The organism is Amycolatopsis bartoniae, assembly GCF_014191255.1.
Classification (GTDB): domain Bacteria; phylum Actinomycetota; class Actinomycetes; order Mycobacteriales; family Pseudonocardiaceae; genus Amycolatopsis_E; species Amycolatopsis_E bartoniae.
This window is the reverse complement of the sequence record NZ_JACHWH010000001.1, coordinates 2,284,534-2,303,267: the sequence shown is the minus strand read 5'-3', so window position 1 is coordinate 2,303,267 and position 18,734 is coordinate 2,284,534. Positions and strand designations below refer to the sequence as shown.

Below are 18,734 nucleotides of genomic sequence, written 5' to 3'. Positions count from 1 at the left end.
GGGGGCGGCATGAGCGGCATCGACGACCAGAGAACTCCCGGCGGCGCCACGCCCGCCCCCGTGTCCCTGGGGGACAACGGGGAGACGGCGGCGCTCGTCGAGCAGGCGCGCAACAACGCGGGCGGTTTCGACTACGGCTCGGACCGCGCCATCGGCAGCCCGCCGAACTGGGCCTCTCAGGAGAGCACGCAGCTCTACCAGGGCGCGACGGTGAACAACGACCCGGCGACGGCCGAGGCCACCGGCCAGGTGTGGAAGGCCCACGGCGATGAGCTGCACCAGGCGGCCACCGACCTGTACAACGCGGTCGCCGAGCTGGGCAACGTGTGGGTCGGCAAGGGTGCGGGAGCCGCGCAGGGCGCGCTCGTGGGCATCGCCGGTTCGAGCAAGCAGGCGGGCGACGCGGCGCACACGATGGCCAACCGCATGGCGCAGCAGGCCGCGGCGGCGGCCGAGGTCAAGAAGATGCCGGCGCCGAAGGACTTCGACCCTGGCAGGCAGACCGCGGCGATGCTCGCGGGCGGTCCCGCCGCGATGGTCGCCGACATGAAGGCGCAGGCCGACGAGGCCAAGTCGGTGCACGCGCAGCAGGTCCAGTACTTCAACGCCTACACGCAGGCGATGTCCGAGGTGGACGACTCGACCCCGAGCTTCGGCCCGGAGTCGCTCGGCCTCCCGCCGGACGGCGCGATCGGTGCCACGAAGGCGTCTTCCTCGGTTGCGGGCACCAGCTCCGTGCTGGGCGTCTACGGCGGCGGCGCGCTGGGTCCGGCCACCGGCCTCGGTGCGGGCGGTGTCGACGTCGGCCGTGGTTCGGCCTTCGGCGCGCACCTCGGCCAGGTCGGCCAGGGTGCGAACCCGGGCGCGGTCGGCGCGCCTGGCGCCCCGGCGCCGGGTGTGGTCTCCGGTGCGGGCGTGGCTCCGGCCGCGCAGTCGACGCCGGTGCCCTCGTCCTCCTCCGGTGGCGGTGGTTCCGCGGCGCTCGGGGTCGGGCTCGGCCTCGCCGGTGCCGGACTGGGCGCGGCCGCGGGCAAGGCCGTTCTGGGGCGGGGCAACAAGACCGCCGCCAAGAAGGAAGTCGACGAGACGGCCGCGGCGAGCACCGAGCAGAACCAGCAGCAGGGCCACGCGAACGCCGCGCAGCCGGTGGTCTCGCCCAACGGCACCATCGGCGGCACCGGCAGCACGCCTCCGCCGGGGATGGGCGGGATGGGCGCCGGCGGTGCCCACGGCACCGAGGACGAGGAGCACCAGCGCGCCTCGTACCTCGTCGAGGCCGACCCGGACGAGGCGTTCGGCGCCAACGTGGCCACGGCGCCCCCGGTCATCGGCGCCTGGGCCGACGACGAGGACGAAGAGTGACGCGTGCGGAGCTGCTGACTCCGCTGGAGCTGGACTTCCTGTGGGAGTCGTTCGGGGCCGGCGAGCTGCCGTACCCCCTGGAGTTCCGGTCGCACGGGGCGACTCTGGACGAACGCGCGCACCTGCGCGGGCAGGCTCTCGCCGAGCTGGCCCGCCGGGGCGTCGCGGACGGCCGGGGCCGCCCCGAGCCGCACGTGGAGAACTTCTTCGAGGTGCTCGCCGGGTCCGAGGTGAGCCTCGACTCGGTGCACCTGTCCGCGCCGAACACCCGCCCGCTGCTCGCGGTGGCGGCCGCCCTCAACGGTCAGGGTGTGCTCGCGGTGCAGGACGAGCGGGGTTTCCACTTCCATCCGGCCCCGGCGGACGGGCTGGCCAGCGCCGTCGTGTCGTTGCTGCCGCCCGCGCCGCGGGGCGCCGAGAAGTCGATCACCGTGCCGCTCGAACAGCTGCTCACCGGCACCGGCGCGGACTTCCTGCAGCGCCGGGTCGCCGACGCGGCCGGCCGCGTGAGCGCGGACGAGGACCGCAAGGCGCTCGCCCGGCTGCAGGCACAGCCGCGGCTGCGCGGCGGCCAGATCGGCGCCAACGCGCGCGGACGGCTGTCCGGCAAGGTCCGCGCACCGGTGCTGAGCTGGTTCGACACCGAGTCCGGCCGGTACTTCACCCAGGCCACCCGCGGCCACGACGGCCGGGACTGGATCACGATCGCCCCCGCGGACGCCGCGTCACTGCGGCAGCGGCTCAATGAGATGCTCTCCGGTGCTGCCAGCACGACGATGGCGCCGGGAGGAGCATGGTGACCGGTGGGCAGGAGTTCTTCTCACCGCTGACGTTCGACTTCCTGTGGGAGGCCGTCGACCTCGGCGAGCTGCCCTACCCGCTGCGCGTCCGTTCGCACGGAGCGACCGTCGACGAGCGGTCGGTGTTGCGCCAGCGGGCGCACAACGAGCTCAAGGCGCGTGGCCTGCGTGACCACTTCGGCAGGCTGGAACCGCACGTCGAGGACTGGTTCACATTGCTGGCCCGGCCCGCGGTGAGCATCGACGCGCTGCACATCCCCGAGTACCAGGCGCCGCCGGTCGGCATCCTCGCCGCGTCGGACGGCACCAACGGCGTCATCGCGATCCAGACCGCGGACGGGATCTGGCTCCGGCCCACGTTCCCCGAGGGGCTGGCGTCGGCGGTGGTGGACCTGCTGCCCACGGGCAAGCGCGGCACCGAGGCGTCCATCACCCTGCCGGTGCAGGAGGCGCTGCGGATCCCGCCGAGCCGCGTGCCGGTCACGCCCGGCGGGGAGGCGGCGCCGGCGAAGTCGCGGCGGCGGACGTCGCTGAGCGAGCAGGTGGCCGACCCGCGCGAGTCCTACGCGCGGCTGGCCGGTCAGCCGCGGCTGCGCGGCGGTCAGCTGGCAGCGAACAGCCGCAGCGAGCTGGGCGCGCGCCGCCGGTCCCCGGTGCTGGCCTGGTTCGACACCGCCACCGGCCGCTACCTGAGCCTTTCCCGCCCCGGTCCGGACGGCCGGGAGTGGGTGACGGTGGCCCCCGCGGACGCCAAGACCCTGCGCACGCGGCTGTCGGAGATGGTCGCGAGCGTCACGTCCTGACCTGCCGGGAACCCGGTGCCCCGACCGGCCGTTGAGCAGCCGGAGACTAGTGCGGGTGCCGAGGTCCGCCGGACTGTACCCTGGGTAGACGGGTGTCCCCCGCGCCCCGCAAGTCGTTGTGTACACCGTGACGGCGGATGTGAGCATCTACCGCCTAACCAGGGAGGGTCAAGGCCACACGGCCGAGGCATATGGACCGGAAGCGCCTGCTCAGGAACCCACTGCTGTGGATCGTCGCGGTTCTGCTGCTCTACTTCGCGTTCAGCACCATCTTCGACAGCGACCGCGGCTACACCCAGGTCCCGACTTCACAGGCGATCGCGCAGATCAACGCGGGCAATGTGAAGGAAGCGAACCTCGAGGACAAGGAGCAGCAGCTCAAGCTGTCGCTCACCAACAAGATCGACGTCGACGGGCAGCAGGTCGACCAGGTCATCACGCCGTACCCGTCCGACGCGACGCGGCCCATCTACGACCTGCTGGTGTCGAAGCCGAACATCAAGTTCACCACCACGGTGACGCAGCAGTCCTGGATCTCCCAGCTGCTGATCTACATGATCCCGCTGGGCATCCTGCTCCTGCTGCTCATGTGGATGATGAACAACGCCCAGGGCGGCGGCAACCGGGTGCTCAACTTCGGCAAGTCCAAGGCGAAGCAGCTCAACAAGGACATGCCCAAGACCACCTTCGGTGACGTCGCGGGTGCCGACGAGGCCGTCGAAGAGCTGTACGAGATCAAGGACTTCCTGCAGAACCCGGCGCGCTACCAGGCGCTGGGTGCGAAGATCCCGAAGGGCGTGCTGCTCTACGGCCCGCCCGGCACCGGCAAGACGCTGCTGGCGCGTGCCGTCGCCGGTGAGGCCGGGGTGCCGTTCTACACGATCTCCGGTTCGGACTTCGTCGAGATGTTCGTCGGTGTCGGTGCCTCCCGTGTCCGTGACCTGTTCGAGCAGGCGAAGCAGAACTCGCCCTGCATCATCTTCGTCGACGAGATCGACGCGGTCGGCCGCCAGCGTGGCGCCGGCCTCGGCGGTGGGCACGACGAGCGCGAGCAGACGCTGAACCAGCTGCTGGTCGAGATGGACGGCTTCGACGCCCGCGGGGGCATCATCCTGATCGCGGCCACGAACCGGCCCGACATCCTGGACCCGGCGTTGCTGCGGCCCGGCCGCTTCGACCGGCAGATCCCGGTGTCCGCGCCGGACCTGCTCGGCCGCCGCGCGATCCTCGAGGTGCACTCCAAGGGCAAGCCGCTGGCGCAGAACGTGGACCTCCACTCGCTCGCCAAGCGCACGGTGGGCATGTCCGGCGCCGACCTGGCGAACGTCATCAACGAGGCCGCGTTGCTCACCGCCCGCGAGAACGGGCACGTCATCACCGACGCCGCGCTCGAAGAGTCGGTGGACCGCGTGATCGGCGGCCCGGCGCGCAAGAGCCGGATCATCTCCGAGAAGGAGAAGAAGATCACGGCCTACCACGAGGGCGGGCACGCGCTCGCCGCGTGGGCGATGCCGGACCTGGAGCCGGTGTACAAGCTGACGATCCTGCCGCGTGGCCGCACCGGCGGGCACGCGCTGGTCGTGCCCGAGGACGACAAGCAGCTGATGACGCGCTCGGAGATGATCGCGCGGCTGGTGTTCGCCATGGGCGGGCGCACGGCCGAGGAGCTGGTCTTCCACGAGCCGACCACCGGCGCGTCCTCCGACATCGAGCAGGCCACCAAGATCGCCAAGGCGATGGTCACCGAGTACGGCATGAGCGCCCGCCTCGGCGCGGTCAAGTACGGCCAGGACCAGGGCGACCCGTTCCTGGGCCGGTCGGCGGGCCGCCAGGCGGACTACTCGCTCGAGGTCGCGCACGAGATCGACGAAGAGGTGCGCAAGCTCATCGAGACCGCGCACACCGAGGCGTACGAGGTGCTCAACACCTACCGCGACGTGCTCGACGACCTGGTGCTGGAGCTGCTCGAAAAAGAGACGCTGCAGCGCAAGGACCTGGAGCGGATCTTCGCGTCGGTCGAGAAGCGGCCGCACATCACCGTGTTCAACGAGTTCGGTGAGCGCGTGCCGTCGGACAAGCCCCCGATCAAGACCCCGCGTGAGCTGGCGATGGAGCGCGGCGAGCCCTGGCCGGACGAGGAGGAGCAGAAACCCGCTCCGCGGCCCGCGCCCACTCCGGTGGCCACCGCTCCCGGCGGGGGCGACCTGCCGGGCGGCCCGCCGTACCACCAGCCCGAGCCCCCGTCGAACCCGTACGCCCCGCCGTCGGGTCCGAACGGCGGCGGCCGGTACAACCCGTCGAACGGCAACAACCAGTGGCCGCAGGCGCCGAACGGTCCCGCGGGGCCGCCGAACTACGGTGCCCCTCCGGGGTGGACGCCCGCGACCCAGCCGGGTAGCGGCGGTCCGCAGTGGCGGCCGCCGACGGAGGAGTGGCGCCAGCAGCCGGGCGAGCAGCAGCAAGGAAAATGGTTCGGTGGTTCCGGCGAAGGGCAGCACCGCCGCGACCCCGACGAGCAGGACGGTCAAAATCGACAGTGAGCTGACCCGCGAGAACGGGCCGGTGTTCGACCAGGCGCGCGCCGAGAAGGCCGTGCGCGAGTTGCTGCTGGCCGTGGGCGAGGACCCGGACCGGGATGGCCTGCGGGACACCCCGGCCCGGGTCGCACGGGCTTACCAGGAGATGTTCGCGGGTCTCTACGTCGACCCGGACGCGGTGCTGGACCGCACCTTCGACGAGGCCCACGAAGAGCTCGTGCTGGTCACGGACATCCCGATCTACTCCACCTGCGTTCCCGGCGAGCAGCCGGTCGACGCCGTCGGCGGGCGGAAGCAGGCGCGGGACGTCGAGGTCGGGGACAAGCTGTGGACCCTGGCCCAGGGGCGGGTAGAGGAAACGACGGTCACGCGGATCAGCTCGCACCGGACGCGTGAGCTGGTCGAGGTCGTCACCTCCGCCGGTGCCTTCCGGGTCACGCCCGACCACCCGCTGGCCACTCCGCAGGGGTGGCTGGAGGCGAAGGACGTCGAGGGCACCTGCGTCGAGTGGACGGACGTGCGGAGCATGTCCCGCGCCCGGCGCGCCCCTGCACTCGTTGGTGCCCCGGTCGTCGCGGACGACTGGTACCGGCGGCACGGCTTCGCCCAGTACGACTACGCCACCGGCCTCGCCGAGTCCGAGTACGTCGAGGTCCGCTCGGTGCGCCCGGTCGTCGAGCCGTGCACCGTCTACAGCTACAAGTGCGAACCCCACCCGACGTTCCTGGTGGCGGGGCACCTGACGCACAACTGCGAACACCACCTGGTCCCGTTCCACGGCGTCGCCCACATCGGGTACATCCCGAACGGGCAGGGGAAGGTCACCGGGCTCTCGAAGCTGGCCCGGCTGGTCGACCTGTACGCCAAGCGGCCGCAGGTGCAGGAGCGGCTGACGTCGCAGGTCGCGGACGCGCTCGATCGTAGGCTCAAGCCCCGCGGCGTGATCGTCGTGATCGAGGCCGAGCACCTGTGCATGTCGATGCGCGGCATCCGCAAGGCCGGCGCCCGCACCACGACGTCCGCGGTGCGCGGGCTGTTGCAGTCCTCCGCCTCCACGCGCGCGGAGGCCCTGGAGTTGATCAAGGGGCGCCGGTGAGCAGCGCGCTGCCGTCCCCGGGGCGCTGTGTCGTGATGGGCGTCCTGAACGTCACGCCCGACTCGTTCTCCGACGGCGGCCGCTACCTCGGCGTCGACGCCGCCCTCGCGCACGCGCACGACATGTGGGCCCGCGGCGCGGACATCATCGACGTCGGGGGCGAGTCGACGAGGCCCGGCGCGGCCCGGGTGGACGCCCAGACCGAGATCGACCGGGTGCTGCCCGTCGTGCGCACCCTCGCGGCCGACGGGCTCCACCTCTCCGTCGACACCACCCGCGCCGCTGTCGCCGAGGCCGCGCTGGACGCCGGCGCCCGCGTGATCAACGATGTGTCCGGCGGCCTGGCCGACCCGGACATGGCGAAGGTCGCGGCCACCACCGGTGCGCCGTGGATCCTCATGCACTGGCGCGGGCACAGCAGGGACATGAACCGGCTCGCGCAGTACGACGACGTCGTCGCCGAGGTGCGGACCGAGTTGCGGGCGCGAGTGGACGCCGCGCTCGCCGCCGGGGTCGCGCAGGAGCGCATCGTGATCGACCCCGGCCTCGGGTTCGCCAAGCACGCGCCACACGACTGGGCGCTGCTGCACGAGTTGAGGTCCTTTGTGGACATGGGTTTCCCGGTGCTCGTGGGTGCCTCGCGAAAGCGCTTTCTCGGTCGGCTGCTCGCCGACGAGCAGGGCGAGCCGCGCCCGCCGTCGGGCCGCGAGGACGCCACCGCGGCGGTGTCCGCACTGGCCGCCGCGGCCGGCGCGTGGGGAGTCAGGGTGCACTCGGTCGGGGCGTCGCTGGACGCCGTGACCGTCGCCGCGGCCTGGCAGCGTGGGCATGAGTGACCGGATCACGCTCACCGGCCTGCGCGTCTTCGGCAGGCACGGCGTGTTCGAGCACGAGAAGCGCGACGGACAGGAGTTCGTCGTGGACGTCACCGTGTGGTTGGACCTGACACCGGCGGCCGAGACCGACGACCTCAAGCAGACCCTCCACTACGGCGAGCTCGCGCAGCTCGCCGCCGGAATCGTCGGCGGCGAGCCGTACGACCTCATCGAGAGCGTCGCGGGCCGGATCGCGGACGAGGTCATCCGCGACGAACGGCTGAGCGCGGTCGAAGTGACCGTCCACAAGCCCTCCGCGCCGATCCCGCTCACCTTCGACGACGTCGCCGTCACCGTCCGGCGGGAACGGTGAGCCGCGCCGTCCTGTCGCTCGGGTCCAACCTGGACGACAGGCTGGGCCACCTGCGTTCCGTCGTCACCGGGCTCGGGGACGCGCTGGTGCGGGTGTCCACGGTGTACGAGACGAAGCCGTGGGGCGTCACCGACCAGCCGGACTTCCTCAACGCGGTGTGCATTGTGGACGATCCCGCGCGGGACTCCTGGGCGTGGCTGCGGACGGGCCAGGCGCTGGAGCAGGCCGCGGGCCGGGTGCGCGAGCTGCGCTGGGGTCCGCGGACGCTCGATGTGGACGTGGTGACGGTGGACGGCGTGCGTTCGGACGACCCCGCGCTGCTGCTGCCGCACCCCGGCACGCCCGAGCGCGCCAGCGTCCTGGTGCCGTGGCACGAGATCGAGCCCGGCGCCATCCTGCCGGGACACGGTCCGATCGCCGACCTGCTGGCCGCACTGCCGGAGGCCGAGCGGGCGGGCGTCGTCGCCCGGCCCGACCTCCGGCTCTGAGTCACGCCCGCAGCGCCGCCACCAGCCAGTTCACCGCGGGATAGCGTGTCGGGACCGGCGGCCAGCCGTTCATCACGGCCATCAGCTGCCAGTACCGCTCGGCACGGGCGTCGTTGCCCTGGTCTATCTGCTGGGCCAGCGCGGCGCGGTCGAGGCCGGACGCCTCGACCAGCTCCGCGGCCAGTGCCTGTCCCTCCGCCGAGGACGGAGCGAGCCCGGCGTCCAGGAACCCCTGTGCCCGTTCGGACCAGTCGGCCCACTGCTCCCGCGACGCTTCCCACGCCCCGCCGTCCCCGCGTCCGGCGTGGCGCTCGCTCATCCCGCGGATCAGCGCCCGGAACGACGGGTCCTGGATCAGCTCCGCGAACTCCACCCACGCCTCCACCTGTTCGGGTGAGGGATCGTCCGGGAGGGACGGTTTCGCCGAGCGCATCCACCCGTAGAACGCCTCGTCGACGGCCAGTCCCTCGACCATCTCGTCCCAGAACCGGTCGACCAGCCGGGCCCGTTCCTCATCGGACATCGCCGCCAGCTTGTTCATCAGCTTCACTTCCTCCAGTTCGGACTTCCTCTTGACGACCGCACGCAGCACCGCCCGGCGCAGCCGGAGCCTGCGGATCTGCTCGTCGAGCGCCTCCAGGTGGCGGGCCGCGAGCTGCGGCACGCTGGCGCGCGACGCGAGCACCTTCGCCACGTCGTCCAGGCCGAGGCCCAGCTCACGCAGCGTCCTGATCAGTTCGAGCCGGGCCAGGGACCGCGTGTCGTACAGGCGGTACCCGGCGGAGGTGCGGTCGGTGGGCGGGAGCAGTCCCTCGTCGGAGTAGAACCGGATGGTCTTGACCGGCAGGCCCGTGCGGCGTGCCAGCTCCCCGATGGTGAACGTCCTGCTCACGGAAGCCATGCTGCTGTCTCCAGTCACTGGAGGGTCAAGCCTCGCACGGTACCGTGGGCGTCATGCACTTCACGCGGCCGCGCGAGCTGGTGACCGCCGGGCTGGTCGGCCTCGTGCTGGCCTACCTCGTCTTCCGGTTCGCCTACGGCTCGCTGCCCCCGCTGCCGCGCTACGCGGGGGTCACGCTCCTGGTGCTCGCCGTCGTCGAGGCGGTGCTGGCCTTCTCCGTCCGCGCGCGGATCCGAAGTGGACGGTTGACCGGTGCCATCGGCGTCGCGCGAGCGGTCGCGCTCGCGAAGGCTTCTTCGCTGCTCGGGGCGCTGATGCTGGGGGCGTGGCTGGGTGCGCTGGCCGCACTGCTGCCGCGTGCCGACGAGGTGGCCGCGGCCGCGAACGACGTGCGCAGCGCGATCATCGGCGCGGTCTGCGCGGTGGTGCTGATCGCCGCCGCACTGTGGCTCGAACACTGCTGCCGCACACCGGAGACACGTGATCAGGACCGCGACGATCACCCGACCGGTTAACGCTGAGAACCGACCGTTCGAAGTACCGGCTAGGTCTCAGATGGATAACTAGAGGGTACGGTGTTCGGCATGACTGGCGTGGGTGACGACGACTCGCGCGGCCGCCTCCTTGGCAGGCCGTGGTTCGTCGTCGGCTTGGCCCTCGCCCTGGCCGCGACACTGGCGCTCGTGCTGGCGGACGACATCCGCTACCTGCGGCTGGGCATCGTCGCGGCGTTGTGGGCCGCACTGGTGGGCGCCTTCCTCGCGGTGAAGTACCGCAAGCAGGCCGCCGGCACGGAGGACGCGATCGCGCAGGCGCAAGAGGTCTACGAGCTGGAACTGGAACGCGAGGTCGCCGCCCGGCGCGAGTACGAGCTCGAAGTCGAGAACGACATGCGCGCGAAGGTGCAGGCCGACTCGCGCGAGGAGCTGGACTCGCTGCGGGCCGAGGTGGCGGCGCTGCGGGACAACCTGCAGGCGTTGTTCGGCGGCGAGGTCCTGCTGGAGCGGTTCGCGTTGACCGCGCAGGCCACCCGGATGCGGGCGCTGCGGGAGGAGCAGCGGATCGTCGAGGGCGGGAGCAACGGCCACGACCCCGCGCAGCTGACCGCGGGCCGCGGGCCGGAGAGACCGACGGAGATGGTCGACCGCGTCCGGGAAAAACAGCAGGCGCGGCCTGCCGGGCGTCCGGCCGCGCCGGAACCCCGCCGCCCGGAACGTTCGCTCGACCTGCCACCCCGTCGGGTGCCGCCCGCCGAACCCGCCCAGCGGCAGCCGGGCGGGCACGCCGCGTCCAGCGTCGCGAAGGCCGCCGCTGAGGCGCGTGCCCAGCAGACCAGGGTGAACCAGCCTCCGCCGCGGCAGCAGGAGCCGCCGACCCGTTTCACGTCTCCGGTCGAGGCCACGCGGCCCGCTTTCAGTCCTTCGGAGCGCCGTCGCCAGCCGGTCCCGCCCGCGAAACCCGATCCGGCCGACGAGCCGACGCAGCTGGCGAAGCCGGTGGACGCCGACTGGACCGCGGCCTGGGACAAGAAGCCCGGCGGTGAGCGGTCCGCGCCGGGCAACACCGCCCCCGCCACCCCGGAACCGCCTGCCGTCGCCCTGCCGTCCGAGCCGGAACAGCCGCGCCGCGCGGAGCGTTCGCGGCCGCGCATGGAGCCCGCCCGGTCTCGCGCGGAGGAGTCCCGCCCACGCTTTGAACCCGCCCGTTCGCGTGGTGAGAGTTCACGCTCCCGGATGGAGCCGGTCCAGCGGCGTGGCGAGACCTCGCGCTCCCGGATCGAGCCGGTGAAGCCGCGCTTCGAGGGTTCGCGGCCGCGGATGGAGGCGGTGAAGCCCCGGTTCGAGGGTTCGCGACCCCAGATGGAGCCCGTGCGCCCGGCCGAGCCGGAGCCGATCCAGGCGCGGCTGGAACCGGAACCCGTGGCACCGCCGCCCCCGGTGGTGGAAGAGCTGCCCATGGCGTCCAATCCGACGCTGCCCGACGAGGTCCGCAGGCTCGCGCAGGAGGGCCGCCCCGGCGGCCGCCGCCGTCGCGCGGAGGACGAGCCGCAGGTCGAGCAGTCCTCCGGCCGCCGCCACCGGCCCGAGGGCGAGCCGCCGTCCTGGCTGGCGCCGACCCGCACCGGCAGTCACGCGAAGCCCGAGCCGGAGACCGGTGGCCGCCGTTCCGCGGAGTCGACCGGCCGCCGCGCGGCCGTCGAAGAGGGCGGCTCGCACTCCGCGGGCCGCTCGGTGAGCGACCTGCTGGCGGCCCACGGCACCACCGACGCCATCCCCCGGCGCCGCCGTCGCGCCGAGGACTGACCCCTCATACGTCCCTTCTGTCGCGCTGACGCGTCACCGTAGAGTTTCGGGCTGTGACGACGGCTCCCCGCAGGCTCACCGTGCTGCTGCCCGTGCTCGGCCTCGTCGTGGTGGCGGTGTGCGGACTGACCCTGCTCGCGCTCGCCACGGTCCGCGTCGGCCCGCTGGCCGTGGTGATCGGCGTGGCCGCCGCGCTGGTCCCGGTCGCCGTCGTGGTCGCCGCCGTGCTGTGGGTCGACCGCTGGGAGCCGGAACCGGCGAAGCTGCTGCTGCTCGCGTTCGCGTGGGGGGCGTGCATCGCGACCATCACGGCCCTGCTCATCAACAACACCGCCGAGACCGTCGGGGACCTGTTGCTGGGCAGGGGCAACGGCAGCAGGCTGAGCGCGCTGGTGTCCGCACCGCTGGTGGAGGAGGCGGCGAAGGGCGCGTTCGTGCTGTTCGTCTTCCTGCGCCGGCGCGACGAGTTCGACGGGATCATCGACGGCATCGTCTACGCCGGGCTCGCCGCGGCCGGGTTCGCCTTCACCGAGAACATCTACTACTTCGGCCGCGCGTTCGCGGACTACGGCTTCGGCGACGGCACCAGCGCGGGCGTGATCGCCGCGTTCGTGCTGCGTGGGGTGCTCTCGCCGTTCACGCACCCGCTGTTCACGGCCATGACCGGCGTCGGCATCGGGGTCGCCGCGCGGGCGCCCGCCGGGGTGGTGAAGGTCCTCGCGCCGCTCGGCGGTTACCTCGGCGCGGTGTGCCTGCACGCGCTGTGGAACGGTGCGGCGACGCTCGGCGGGGCGAAGACGTTCCTGAACGTGTACTTCCTGGTCATGGTGCCGATCTTCATCGCCGTTGTGCTGGTCATCGTGCTGCAGCGGCGGCACGAGCAGCGGATCGTCGAGGCCGCGCTGCCGGGCATGGTCCGCGCCCGGTGGATCGCCGCGTCGGAGGTCGAGCTGCTGGCGAGCCTGCCCGGCCGCCGCGAGTGGCGGCGGCAGGCGCGGCGGCAGTCCGGACGGCGGGCCGCGAAGGCCGTCGCGGACTACCAGAACGCCGTGACCGAGCTCGCGTTCCTCAAGCGCGCCAAGGACACCGCGCAGACCCGCGAACGTGAGGAGGAGCTGCTGCGCACGCTGCGGGCGTCTCGCGCGGAAGCCGTGCGGCTGGCGGGAGATGCGTGACCCGGGTCGGGTGAAGCTAGTCACCAAGGCCGGATTAATCGCCGCTGTCCGGGCTACTCTCGCGCCGTCGTCCGGTACCCGCGCGAAGGGCGGGACTGGAACGAAACGAGGAGCTTTTGCCATGAGCGTCCACCGGGGCACGCCATGAACCGGCCCGCGAGGCTCGCGGTCGGGGTCGTTTCCGCGGGCCGCGTCGGCAGTGTGCTGGGCGCCGCGCTCAGCCGAGCCGGGCACACCGTCGTCGCCGCGTCCGGGATCTCCGCCGCCTCCCACGACCGGGCCGAACGCCTGCTGCCCGGCGTTCCGCTGCGACCGCCGGACGAGGTCGTGACCGCCGCCGACCTGGTGCTGCTGGCCGTGCCCGACGACGAGCTGGCCGGGCTCGTGTCCGGGCTCGCCGCCACCGGCACCTGGCGCAGCGGCCAGATCGTCATCCACACCTCGGGCGCGCACGGGCTCGACGTGCTGGCTCCCGCCGCCGAGGCCGGCGCGCTCCCGCTCGCACTGCACCCGGTGATGACCTTCACCGGCCGCGAGGAGGATCTGCAGCGCATGGCCGCGTGCAGCGTCGGGGTCACCGCGGGCGACGAGGTCGCCTGGCACGTCGGCGAAGCGCTGACCGTCGAGATGGGCGGCGAGGCGGTGCGCGTGCCCGAGGCCGCCCGCCCGCTGTACCACGCCGCACTGGCACACGGTGCGAACCACCTCGCGACACTGGTGGCAGACTGTCTGGACCTGCTGGCCGGCGCGGGCATCCCGAACGGCGAGCGGATGCTCGGCCCGCTGCTGTCGGCCGCACTGGACAACACGCTGCGCCACGGCGACCGCGCCCTCACCGGCCCGGTGGCCCGCGGTGACGCGGGAACGGTGCGCAAACACCTGGCGGTGCTGGGCGCCGAGGCGCCGCAGGTCCGCCCCTGCTACACCGCGCTCGCCCGGCGGACGGCCGAACGAGCCCGGGCGGCCGGCCTGCTCGGCGCGGACGCCGCCGCCGAACTCACCGAACTCCTCGAAGGACCCGAACGACCGTGACCCCCACCCCGAAGTTCACCCGCGGGCAGCTCAACACCTTCCAGACCCCGGACGACATCTTCCGCGTCACCTCGGCCCTGCACGCGGTCGGCCGCAAGGTCGCGCTGGTGCCCACCATGGGCGCGCTGCACGCCGGACACCGCGAGCTGCTGCGCCGCGCGAAGCGGCTGCCCAACACCGTCGTCGCCGCCTCGATCTTCGTGAACCCGCTGCAGTTCGGCGAGGGCGAGGACTTCGAGGCGTACCCGCGCCCGCTCGACCGCGACCTCGAAGTGCTGGCCGACGCCGGCGTCGAGCTGGCGTTCGTGCCCAAGGCCGGTGACCTGTACGCCGAGGGCCACGCGGTCACCGTGCACCCCGGTCCGCTCGGCGACGAGCTGGAGGGCGCGGCCCGGCCCGGGCATTTCGGCGGCGTGCTCACCGTCGTGTCGAAGCTGTTCAACATCGTGCGCCCGGACTACGCGTTCTTCGGCGAGAAGGACTACCAGCAGCTGGTGCTGGTCAAGCGGATGGTGCGCGACCTGAACTTCCCGGTGCGGGTGATCGGCGTGCCCACCGTGCGCGAGCACGACGGGCTGGCGCTGTCCTCGCGCAACGTCTACCTCGGCGAACAGCAGCGCGAGGAGGCCGGAGTGCTGTCCGCGGCGCTGGCCGCCGGTGCGCACGTCGGCAGCCAGGGCGCGGAAGCCGTGCTGTCGATGGCGCGGCAGACACTGGCGGCCCGGCCGGAGGTCGCCGTGGACTATCTCGAACTCCGTGGAACCGATCTGGGTCCCGCGCCCGTCGATGGGGAGGCACGGCTGCTGGTCGCCGCACGGGTCGGGCCGACCCGCCTGATCGACAACGTGCCCGTCCTGCTCGGCGCCGCAGGGGAATGAGAGGGAACTGCACATGTACCGCACGATGCTCAAGTCGAAGATCCACCGTGCGACCGTCACGCAGGCCGACCTGCACTACGTCGGCTCGGTGACGGTCGACGAGGACCTGATGGAGGCGGCCGACCTGCTGCCGGGCGAGCAGGTGTCCATTGTGGACGTCACGAACGGCGCGCGGCTGGAGACCTACGTGATCACGGGCGAGCGTGGCAGCGGGGTCATCGGCATCAACGGCGCCGCCGCGCACCTGGTGCACCCCGGCGACCTGGTCATCCTGATCTCGTACGCGCAGATGGACGCGGCCGAGGCGGTCTCGTTCCGCCCGCGCATCGTGTTCGTCGATGCGGACAACCGGATCAAGCACGAGGGCTCCGACGCCGCGTACGCGCCCGAGGGCTCCGGCCTGATCAGCGGCACGGTTTCGCTCGGCCAGACCGAGTTCCCGGTCGCGGAGACCGTCGACGCCGCCCGGCTCGACGCACTGCTGCACGCGGAGAGCTAGGTGTTGCTGGCCATCGACGTCGGCAACACCAACATCGTGCTCGGGCTCTACGACGGCGAAGAGCTGACCGGTGACTGGCGGATGCGGACCGACGCGCAGATGACCGCCGACGAGCTCGCGCTCACCATGCGCGGTCTGCTCGGCCCGCACGCCGACGCCGTCACCGGCATCAGCGCGCTGTCCACGGTGCCCGCGGTGCTGCGCGAGCTGCGGGTGATGCTGGGCCGCTACTACGCGCGCGTGCCGAAGGTCGTGGTGGAGCCGGGCGTGCGCACCGGTGTGCCGCTGCTGGTCGACAACCCGCGCGAGGTGGGGGCCGACAGGCTGGTGAACACGCTGGCCGCGCACCACCTGCACCGCACGGCGTGTGTGGTGGTCGACTTCGGCACCTCCACGAACGTCGACGCGATCTCCGCGAAGGGTGAGTTCCTCGGCGGCGCCTTCGCCCCGGGGATCGAGATCTCGGTCGACGCGCTCGCGTCGCGCGCCGCGGCGCTGCGCAAGGTCGAGCTGGTGCCGCCGCGGTCGGTGATCGGCAAGAACACCGTGGAGTGCCTGCAGTCCGGCATCCTCTACGGGTTCGCCGGCCAGGTCGACGGCCTGGTGCGGCGGATCGTGAAGGAGCTGTCCGGCGACGGGCCGGTGGCGGTGCTGGCCACCGGCGGCCTGGCCCCGCTGGTGATCTCCGAGTCGGAGACGATCACCGACCACGTCCCGGACCTGACGCTGCTCGGGCTGCGGCTCGCCTTCGAGCGCCAGACCCGCTAGCGCCGCACCGCCCGCAGGACCGTCGTCACGATCGGCAGGTCGAACTCGCCGTTCGAGGTCTCGGGCGTGCGCTCCAGGAAGTCGCGGAGGCGGTCGAGCATCGCCTCCCGCTCCTCGGCGGGGGCCGTCAGCAGGTACGAATGCGTGGCGATCGTGTCCACCAGGGTCCGCGCGGTTCGCCGGTGCGCGTGCGGGAACTGCATGCGCTCGAACGGCCCGAAGTCCGGGTGCGCCGGCAGCTCGGCCTGCTGGGAGAGCCACCGGCGGCTGACGCCGGAGCGGGCGAGCCGGTTGAACTCGGCCACCCACGGCACGGTTTCGTCGTCGTGGTTCCACAGCGCGACCACCGTGCCACCGGACCGGGTGACGCGGGCGATCTCCGTCAGCGCCGGGTCGAGGTCGAACCAGTGGAACGCCTGTCCGGCGAGCACGGCGTCGAACTCGCCGTCGCCGAACGGGATCTCCTCCGCCGTGCCCGCGTGCACGGGCACCTCCGGCTGACGGCGGGCGAGCTCGGCGCGCATTCCGGGATCGGGTTCGACCGCCGCGACCCGGAGGCCGAGTGCCAGCAGCCCTTCGGTGAGCTTGCCGGTGCCCGCGCCGAGATCCAGCACCGAATCGGCCCTTTCGGGCAGACCCCAGCGCAAAGCGGGCAATGGGTAGTCGGGCCGGTGCTCGGCGTACTGGGCGGCGTGCGGGCCGAACGAGAGGGCCCGCCGCGCGCGCAGTTCCTGGTCTGCGGAAGTGGGATCGGTCACGCGATCGATACTATTCGCGGGGAAAGGTAATCCGGTTGGCCTAGCGTCCGGCCGGGTTCGTACCCTGTGCGTATGACGGATTCCGCCGCCTCCGAGCGCCCCCTACCCGATGAAGACCTGCCGGAACAGATGCGGGTTCGCCGGGCCAAGCGCGACCGGATAATGGCGGAAGGGGCCGATCCGTATCCGGTCGAGGTCCCGCGCACGCACACCCTCGCCGAGATCCGGGCGAAGTATTCGGAGCTGCCCGCGGACACCGCGACGGGTGAGATCGTGGGCGTCACCGGCCGGGTGCTGTTCGTGCGCAACACGGGGAAACTGTGTTTCGCCACTCTGCGCGAAGGCGACGGCACGGAGTTGCAGGCGATGCTCAGCCTCGCCGGTGTCGGCGAGGAGTCGCTCGCGGCCTGGAAATCGGATGTCGACCTCGGCGACCACGTTTTCGTGCACGGTGAGGTCATCACCTCCCGCCGCGGCGAGCTGTCGGTGATGGCCGACCGCTGGCAGATCACCTCGAAAGCGCTGCGCCCGCTGCCGGTCGCGCACAAGGAGCTGGCCGAGGAAACGCGGATCCGGCAGCGTTATGTCGACCTGATCCTGCGCTCGAAGGCGCGGGACACGGTGCGGACCCGGGCCGCGGTCGTGCGCTCGCTGCGCAATTCCTTCGACAGCCGGGGCTTCACCGAGGTCGAGACGCCGATGCTGCAGACGCTGCACGGCGGTGCGGCGGCGCGGCCATTCGTCACGCACTCCAACGCGTTCGACATCGACCTGTTTCTGCGGATCGCGCCGGAGCTGTACCTCAAGCGCTGCGTGGTCGGCGGGATCGAGAAGGTCTTCGAGATCAACCGCAACTTCCGGAACGAGGGCAGCGACTCTTCGCATTCGCCGGAATTCGCCATGCTGGAGTTCTACGAGGCGTACGCCACGTACGACACCAACGCGGTGATGACCCGTGAGCTCATCCAGGAAGCCGCGCAGGCGGTATTCGGCGGCCTGGAAGTGACACTCGCGGACGGAACGCCCTACGACCTGTCGGGCGAGTGGACGACGCTGACGATGTACGGCTCGTTGTCCGAAGCGCTCGGCGAGGAGGTCACGCCCGAGACGCCTGCCGAAAAGTTGCGGGGCTTCGCGCAGGCGCGCGGGCTGGAGCCGGACCCGAAACTGGGGCACGGCAAGCTCGTCGAGGAACTGTGGGAGCATCTGGTAGGCGATCACCTGCACGAGCCGACATTCGTGCGGGATTTCCCGATCGAGACCTCGCCGTTGACGCGGCAGCACCGCAGCAAGCCCGGCGTGGCCGAGAAGTGGGACCTCTACGTGCGAGGATTCGAGCTGGCCACGGGTTACTCGGAGCTGGTCGACCCGGTCGTCGAGCGCGAAAGGCTGACGGCGCAGTCCCGTTTGGCGGCGGCCGGCGATAGCGAGGCCATGCGGCTGGACGAAGATTTCCTCCGGGCCCTGGAGTACGGAATGCCACCATCCGGTGGTGTGGGAATGGGCATCGACCGGTTGCTGATGGCCCTGACCGGCCTCGGTATCCGGGAGACGATCCTGTTCCCGCTCGTGCGTCCGGAATAGTTGGCCGTCGGCTCGCACACACGCGCAATGCAAACGAAGTTTGCGTTGTGCGCGGATTCCGGGTATTAATGTCCCTAGTCAATGGCTTCTGACCGGGGCACTCGCCCTACCCAGACATTTGCGGCTAGTTCAAAACAGGAGGAAACTGATGGCACAGAAGGTGCTGGTCTCCCTCGTGGACGACCTCGACGGCTCGGAGGCGGACGAGACCGTCGAGTTCGGTTTGGACGGGATCAACTACCAGATCGACCTGTCCAGCGAAAACGCGGAAGAGCTGCGGGACGCGCTCGCTCAGTACGTCGAGCACGCGCGTCGCGCCGGGGGACGCAAGCGTGCGGGCCGCCCGTCGGCCAAGCCCGCTGCCAGCTCCGCTTCGGTGGACCGCGAGCAGAACCAGGCCATTCGCGCGTGGGCTCGCAAGAACGGCTTCCAGGTTTCCGACCGCGGTCGTATCCCGTCCGAGGTCGTCGAGGCCTACCACAAGAAGAACTGACCTTCCGGGTCCAATAGCCGCGCACGGGGCCGCCAGGATTCGTTCCTGGCGGCCCCGTTCACGTGCTCG

General features: G+C 71.8%; 17 protein-coding genes and 3 pseudogenes. 18 read left to right on the top strand and 2 right to left on the bottom strand.

Features of this window, described 5'->3' with window-relative positions; all coding sequences use genetic code 11:
* The first annotated feature begins 9 nt into the window (after positions 1-9).
* The 9 genes and pseudogenes from FHX82_RS10845 to folK all read left to right on the top strand — a co-directional run bounded on the left by FHX82_RS10845 (position 10) and on the right by folK (position 8,274).
* Positions 10-1,362 carry a hypothetical protein gene (locus FHX82_RS10845; RefSeq protein ID WP_145935787.1) on the top strand — a complete coding sequence of 451 codons (1,353 nt, stop codon included), beginning with the start codon at positions 10-12 and terminating at the stop codon, positions 1,360-1,362.
* Entirely contained in the window at positions 1,359-2,162 is an 804-nt protein-coding gene (locus FHX82_RS10840) for an ESX secretion-associated protein EspG (protein WP_145935786.1), read from the top strand. The genes FHX82_RS10845 and FHX82_RS10840 overlap by 4 nt, the downstream gene beginning before the upstream one ends.
* Positions 2,156-2,965 carry an ESX secretion-associated protein EspG gene (locus FHX82_RS10835; RefSeq protein ID WP_145935785.1) on the top strand — a complete coding sequence of 270 codons (810 nt, stop codon included), beginning with the start codon at positions 2,156-2,158 and terminating at the stop codon, positions 2,963-2,965. Before FHX82_RS10840 ends, FHX82_RS10835 begins: the two co-directional genes overlap by 7 nt.
* Before the next feature lie 191 nt (positions 2,966-3,156).
* On the top strand, positions 3,157-5,505 hold the full coding sequence (gene ftsH / locus FHX82_RS10830) for an ATP-dependent zinc metalloprotease FtsH (RefSeq protein WP_145935784.1): 2,349 nt from the start codon (positions 3,157-3,159) through the stop codon (positions 5,503-5,505).
* Positions 5,495-5,755: pseudogene (locus FHX82_RS10825) on the top strand (GTP cyclohydrolase I); the annotation flags it as partial. The gene ftsH and the pseudogene FHX82_RS10825, both read left to right, overlap by 11 nt.
* A 498-nt stretch (positions 5,756-6,253) precedes the next feature.
* Positions 6,254-6,598 (top strand): annotated as a pseudogene (folE, locus tag FHX82_RS10820) (GTP cyclohydrolase I); the annotation flags it as partial.
* A 35-nt stretch (positions 6,599-6,633) separates the two neighbouring features.
* The gene (gene folP, locus FHX82_RS10815) at positions 6,634-7,434 is read left to right on the top strand and encodes a dihydropteroate synthase (protein ID WP_145935814.1); all 801 of its coding nucleotides are present in this window, start codon (positions 6,634-6,636) and stop codon (positions 7,432-7,434) included.
* Positions 7,427-7,786 (top strand): dihydroneopterin aldolase, encoded by a 360-nt coding sequence (gene folB, locus FHX82_RS10810; protein ID WP_145935783.1) that lies wholly within the window; start codon positions 7,427-7,429, stop codon positions 7,784-7,786. Before folP ends, folB begins: the two co-directional genes overlap by 8 nt.
* Positions 7,783-8,274 carry a 2-amino-4-hydroxy-6-hydroxymethyldihydropteridine diphosphokinase gene (folK, locus tag FHX82_RS10805; protein WP_145935782.1) on the top strand — a complete coding sequence of 164 codons (492 nt, stop codon included), beginning with the start codon at positions 7,783-7,785 and terminating at the stop codon, positions 8,272-8,274. Before folB ends, folK begins: the two co-directional genes overlap by 4 nt.
* A gap of 1 nt (position 8,275) precedes the next feature.
* Here the strand turns inward: folK and FHX82_RS10800 are convergent, their stop codons facing one another.
* On the bottom strand, positions 8,276-9,175 hold the full coding sequence (locus FHX82_RS10800; RefSeq protein WP_145935781.1) for a helix-turn-helix domain-containing protein: 900 nt from the start codon (positions 9,173-9,175) through the stop codon (positions 8,276-8,278).
* 53 nt (positions 9,176-9,228) lie between these two features.
* Here FHX82_RS10800 and FHX82_RS10795 point away from each other — a divergent pair, with 53 nt between their 5' ends.
* From FHX82_RS10795 to FHX82_RS10765, 7 genes and pseudogenes are all read left to right on the top strand, one after another.
* Positions 9,229-9,690 (top strand): DUF3180 domain-containing protein, encoded by a 462-nt coding sequence (locus FHX82_RS10795; protein ID WP_145935780.1) that lies wholly within the window; start codon positions 9,229-9,231, stop codon positions 9,688-9,690.
* A gap of 69 nt (positions 9,691-9,759) precedes the next feature.
* The gene (locus tag FHX82_RS10790; RefSeq protein ID WP_145935779.1) at positions 9,760-11,478 is read left to right on the top strand and encodes a DUF6779 domain-containing protein; all 1,719 of its coding nucleotides are present in this window, start codon (positions 9,760-9,762) and stop codon (positions 11,476-11,478) included.
* Between the two features lie 80 nt (positions 11,479-11,558).
* Positions 11,559-12,653: a PrsW family intramembrane metalloprotease gene (locus FHX82_RS10785; protein WP_145935813.1), complete on the top strand. Its 1,095-nt coding sequence runs from the start codon at positions 11,559-11,561 to the stop codon at positions 12,651-12,653.
* A 135-nt stretch (positions 12,654-12,788) separates the two neighbouring features.
* Positions 12,789-13,685 (top strand): annotated as a pseudogene (locus FHX82_RS10780) (Rossmann-like and DUF2520 domain-containing protein); the annotation flags it as partial.
* Positions 13,682-14,563, top strand: coding sequence for a pantoate--beta-alanine ligase (panC, locus tag FHX82_RS10775; protein WP_145935777.1), 882 nt, complete (start codon positions 13,682-13,684; stop codon positions 14,561-14,563). The pseudogene FHX82_RS10780 and the gene panC, both read left to right, overlap by 4 nt.
* 13 nt (positions 14,564-14,576) lie before the next feature.
* Positions 14,577-15,062 (top strand): aspartate 1-decarboxylase, encoded by a 486-nt coding sequence (panD, locus tag FHX82_RS10770; protein WP_145935776.1) that lies wholly within the window; start codon positions 14,577-14,579, stop codon positions 15,060-15,062.
* Positions 15,063-15,830 (top strand): type III pantothenate kinase, encoded by a 768-nt coding sequence (locus FHX82_RS10765; RefSeq protein ID WP_145935775.1) that lies wholly within the window; start codon positions 15,063-15,065, stop codon positions 15,828-15,830.
* Here FHX82_RS10765 and FHX82_RS10760 read toward each other — a convergent pair.
* Positions 15,827-16,588 carry a class I SAM-dependent methyltransferase gene (locus FHX82_RS10760; protein WP_145935774.1) on the bottom strand — a complete coding sequence of 254 codons (762 nt, stop codon included), beginning with the start codon at positions 16,586-16,588 and terminating at the stop codon, positions 15,827-15,829. The two genes, FHX82_RS10765 and FHX82_RS10760, sit on opposite strands and share 4 nt — an antisense overlap.
* Before the next feature lie 72 nt (positions 16,589-16,660).
* On the opposite strand from FHX82_RS10760, the gene lysS reads away from it, so the two are divergent.
* On the top strand, positions 16,661-18,172 hold the full coding sequence (gene lysS / locus FHX82_RS10755; RefSeq protein ID WP_145935773.1) for a lysine--tRNA ligase: 1,512 nt from the start codon (positions 16,661-16,663) through the stop codon (positions 18,170-18,172).
* Positions 18,173-18,320: 148 nt separating this feature from the next.
* The gene (locus FHX82_RS10750) at positions 18,321-18,665 is read left to right on the top strand and encodes a histone-like nucleoid-structuring protein Lsr2 (protein ID WP_091514512.1); all 345 of its coding nucleotides are present in this window, start codon (positions 18,321-18,323) and stop codon (positions 18,663-18,665) included.
* Positions 18,666-18,734: the final 69 nt, after the last annotated feature.

Coding starts and splice junctions, on each gene's coding strand:
- FHX82_RS10835 (WP_145935785.1), top strand. CDS start 2,156: ATGGTGACCGGTGGGCAGGAGTTCTTCTCACCGCTGACGTTCGACTTC.
- panD (WP_145935776.1), top strand. CDS start 14,577: ATGTACCGCACGATGCTCAAGTCGAAGATCCACCGTGCGACCGTCACG.
- folP (WP_145935814.1), top strand. CDS start 6,634: ATGGGCGTCCTGAACGTCACGCCCGACTCGTTCTCCGACGGCGGCCGC.
- FHX82_RS10800 (WP_145935781.1), bottom strand. CDS start 9,175: ATGGCTTCCGTGAGCAGGACGTTCACCATCGGGGAGCTGGCACGCCGC.
- lysS (WP_145935773.1), top strand. CDS start 16,661: ATGACGGATTCCGCCGCCTCCGAGCGCCCCCTACCCGATGAAGACCTG.
- FHX82_RS10790 (WP_145935779.1), top strand. CDS start 9,760: ATGACTGGCGTGGGTGACGACGACTCGCGCGGCCGCCTCCTTGGCAGG.
- folB (WP_145935783.1), top strand. CDS start 7,427: ATGAGTGACCGGATCACGCTCACCGGCCTGCGCGTCTTCGGCAGGCAC.
- FHX82_RS10750 (WP_091514512.1), top strand. CDS start 18,321: ATGGCACAGAAGGTGCTGGTCTCCCTCGTGGACGACCTCGACGGCTCG.
- ftsH (WP_145935784.1), top strand. CDS start 3,157: ATGGACCGGAAGCGCCTGCTCAGGAACCCACTGCTGTGGATCGTCGCG.
- FHX82_RS10845 (WP_145935787.1), top strand. CDS start 10: ATGAGCGGCATCGACGACCAGAGAACTCCCGGCGGCGCCACGCCCGCC.
- FHX82_RS10795 (WP_145935780.1), top strand. CDS start 9,229: ATGCACTTCACGCGGCCGCGCGAGCTGGTGACCGCCGGGCTGGTCGGC.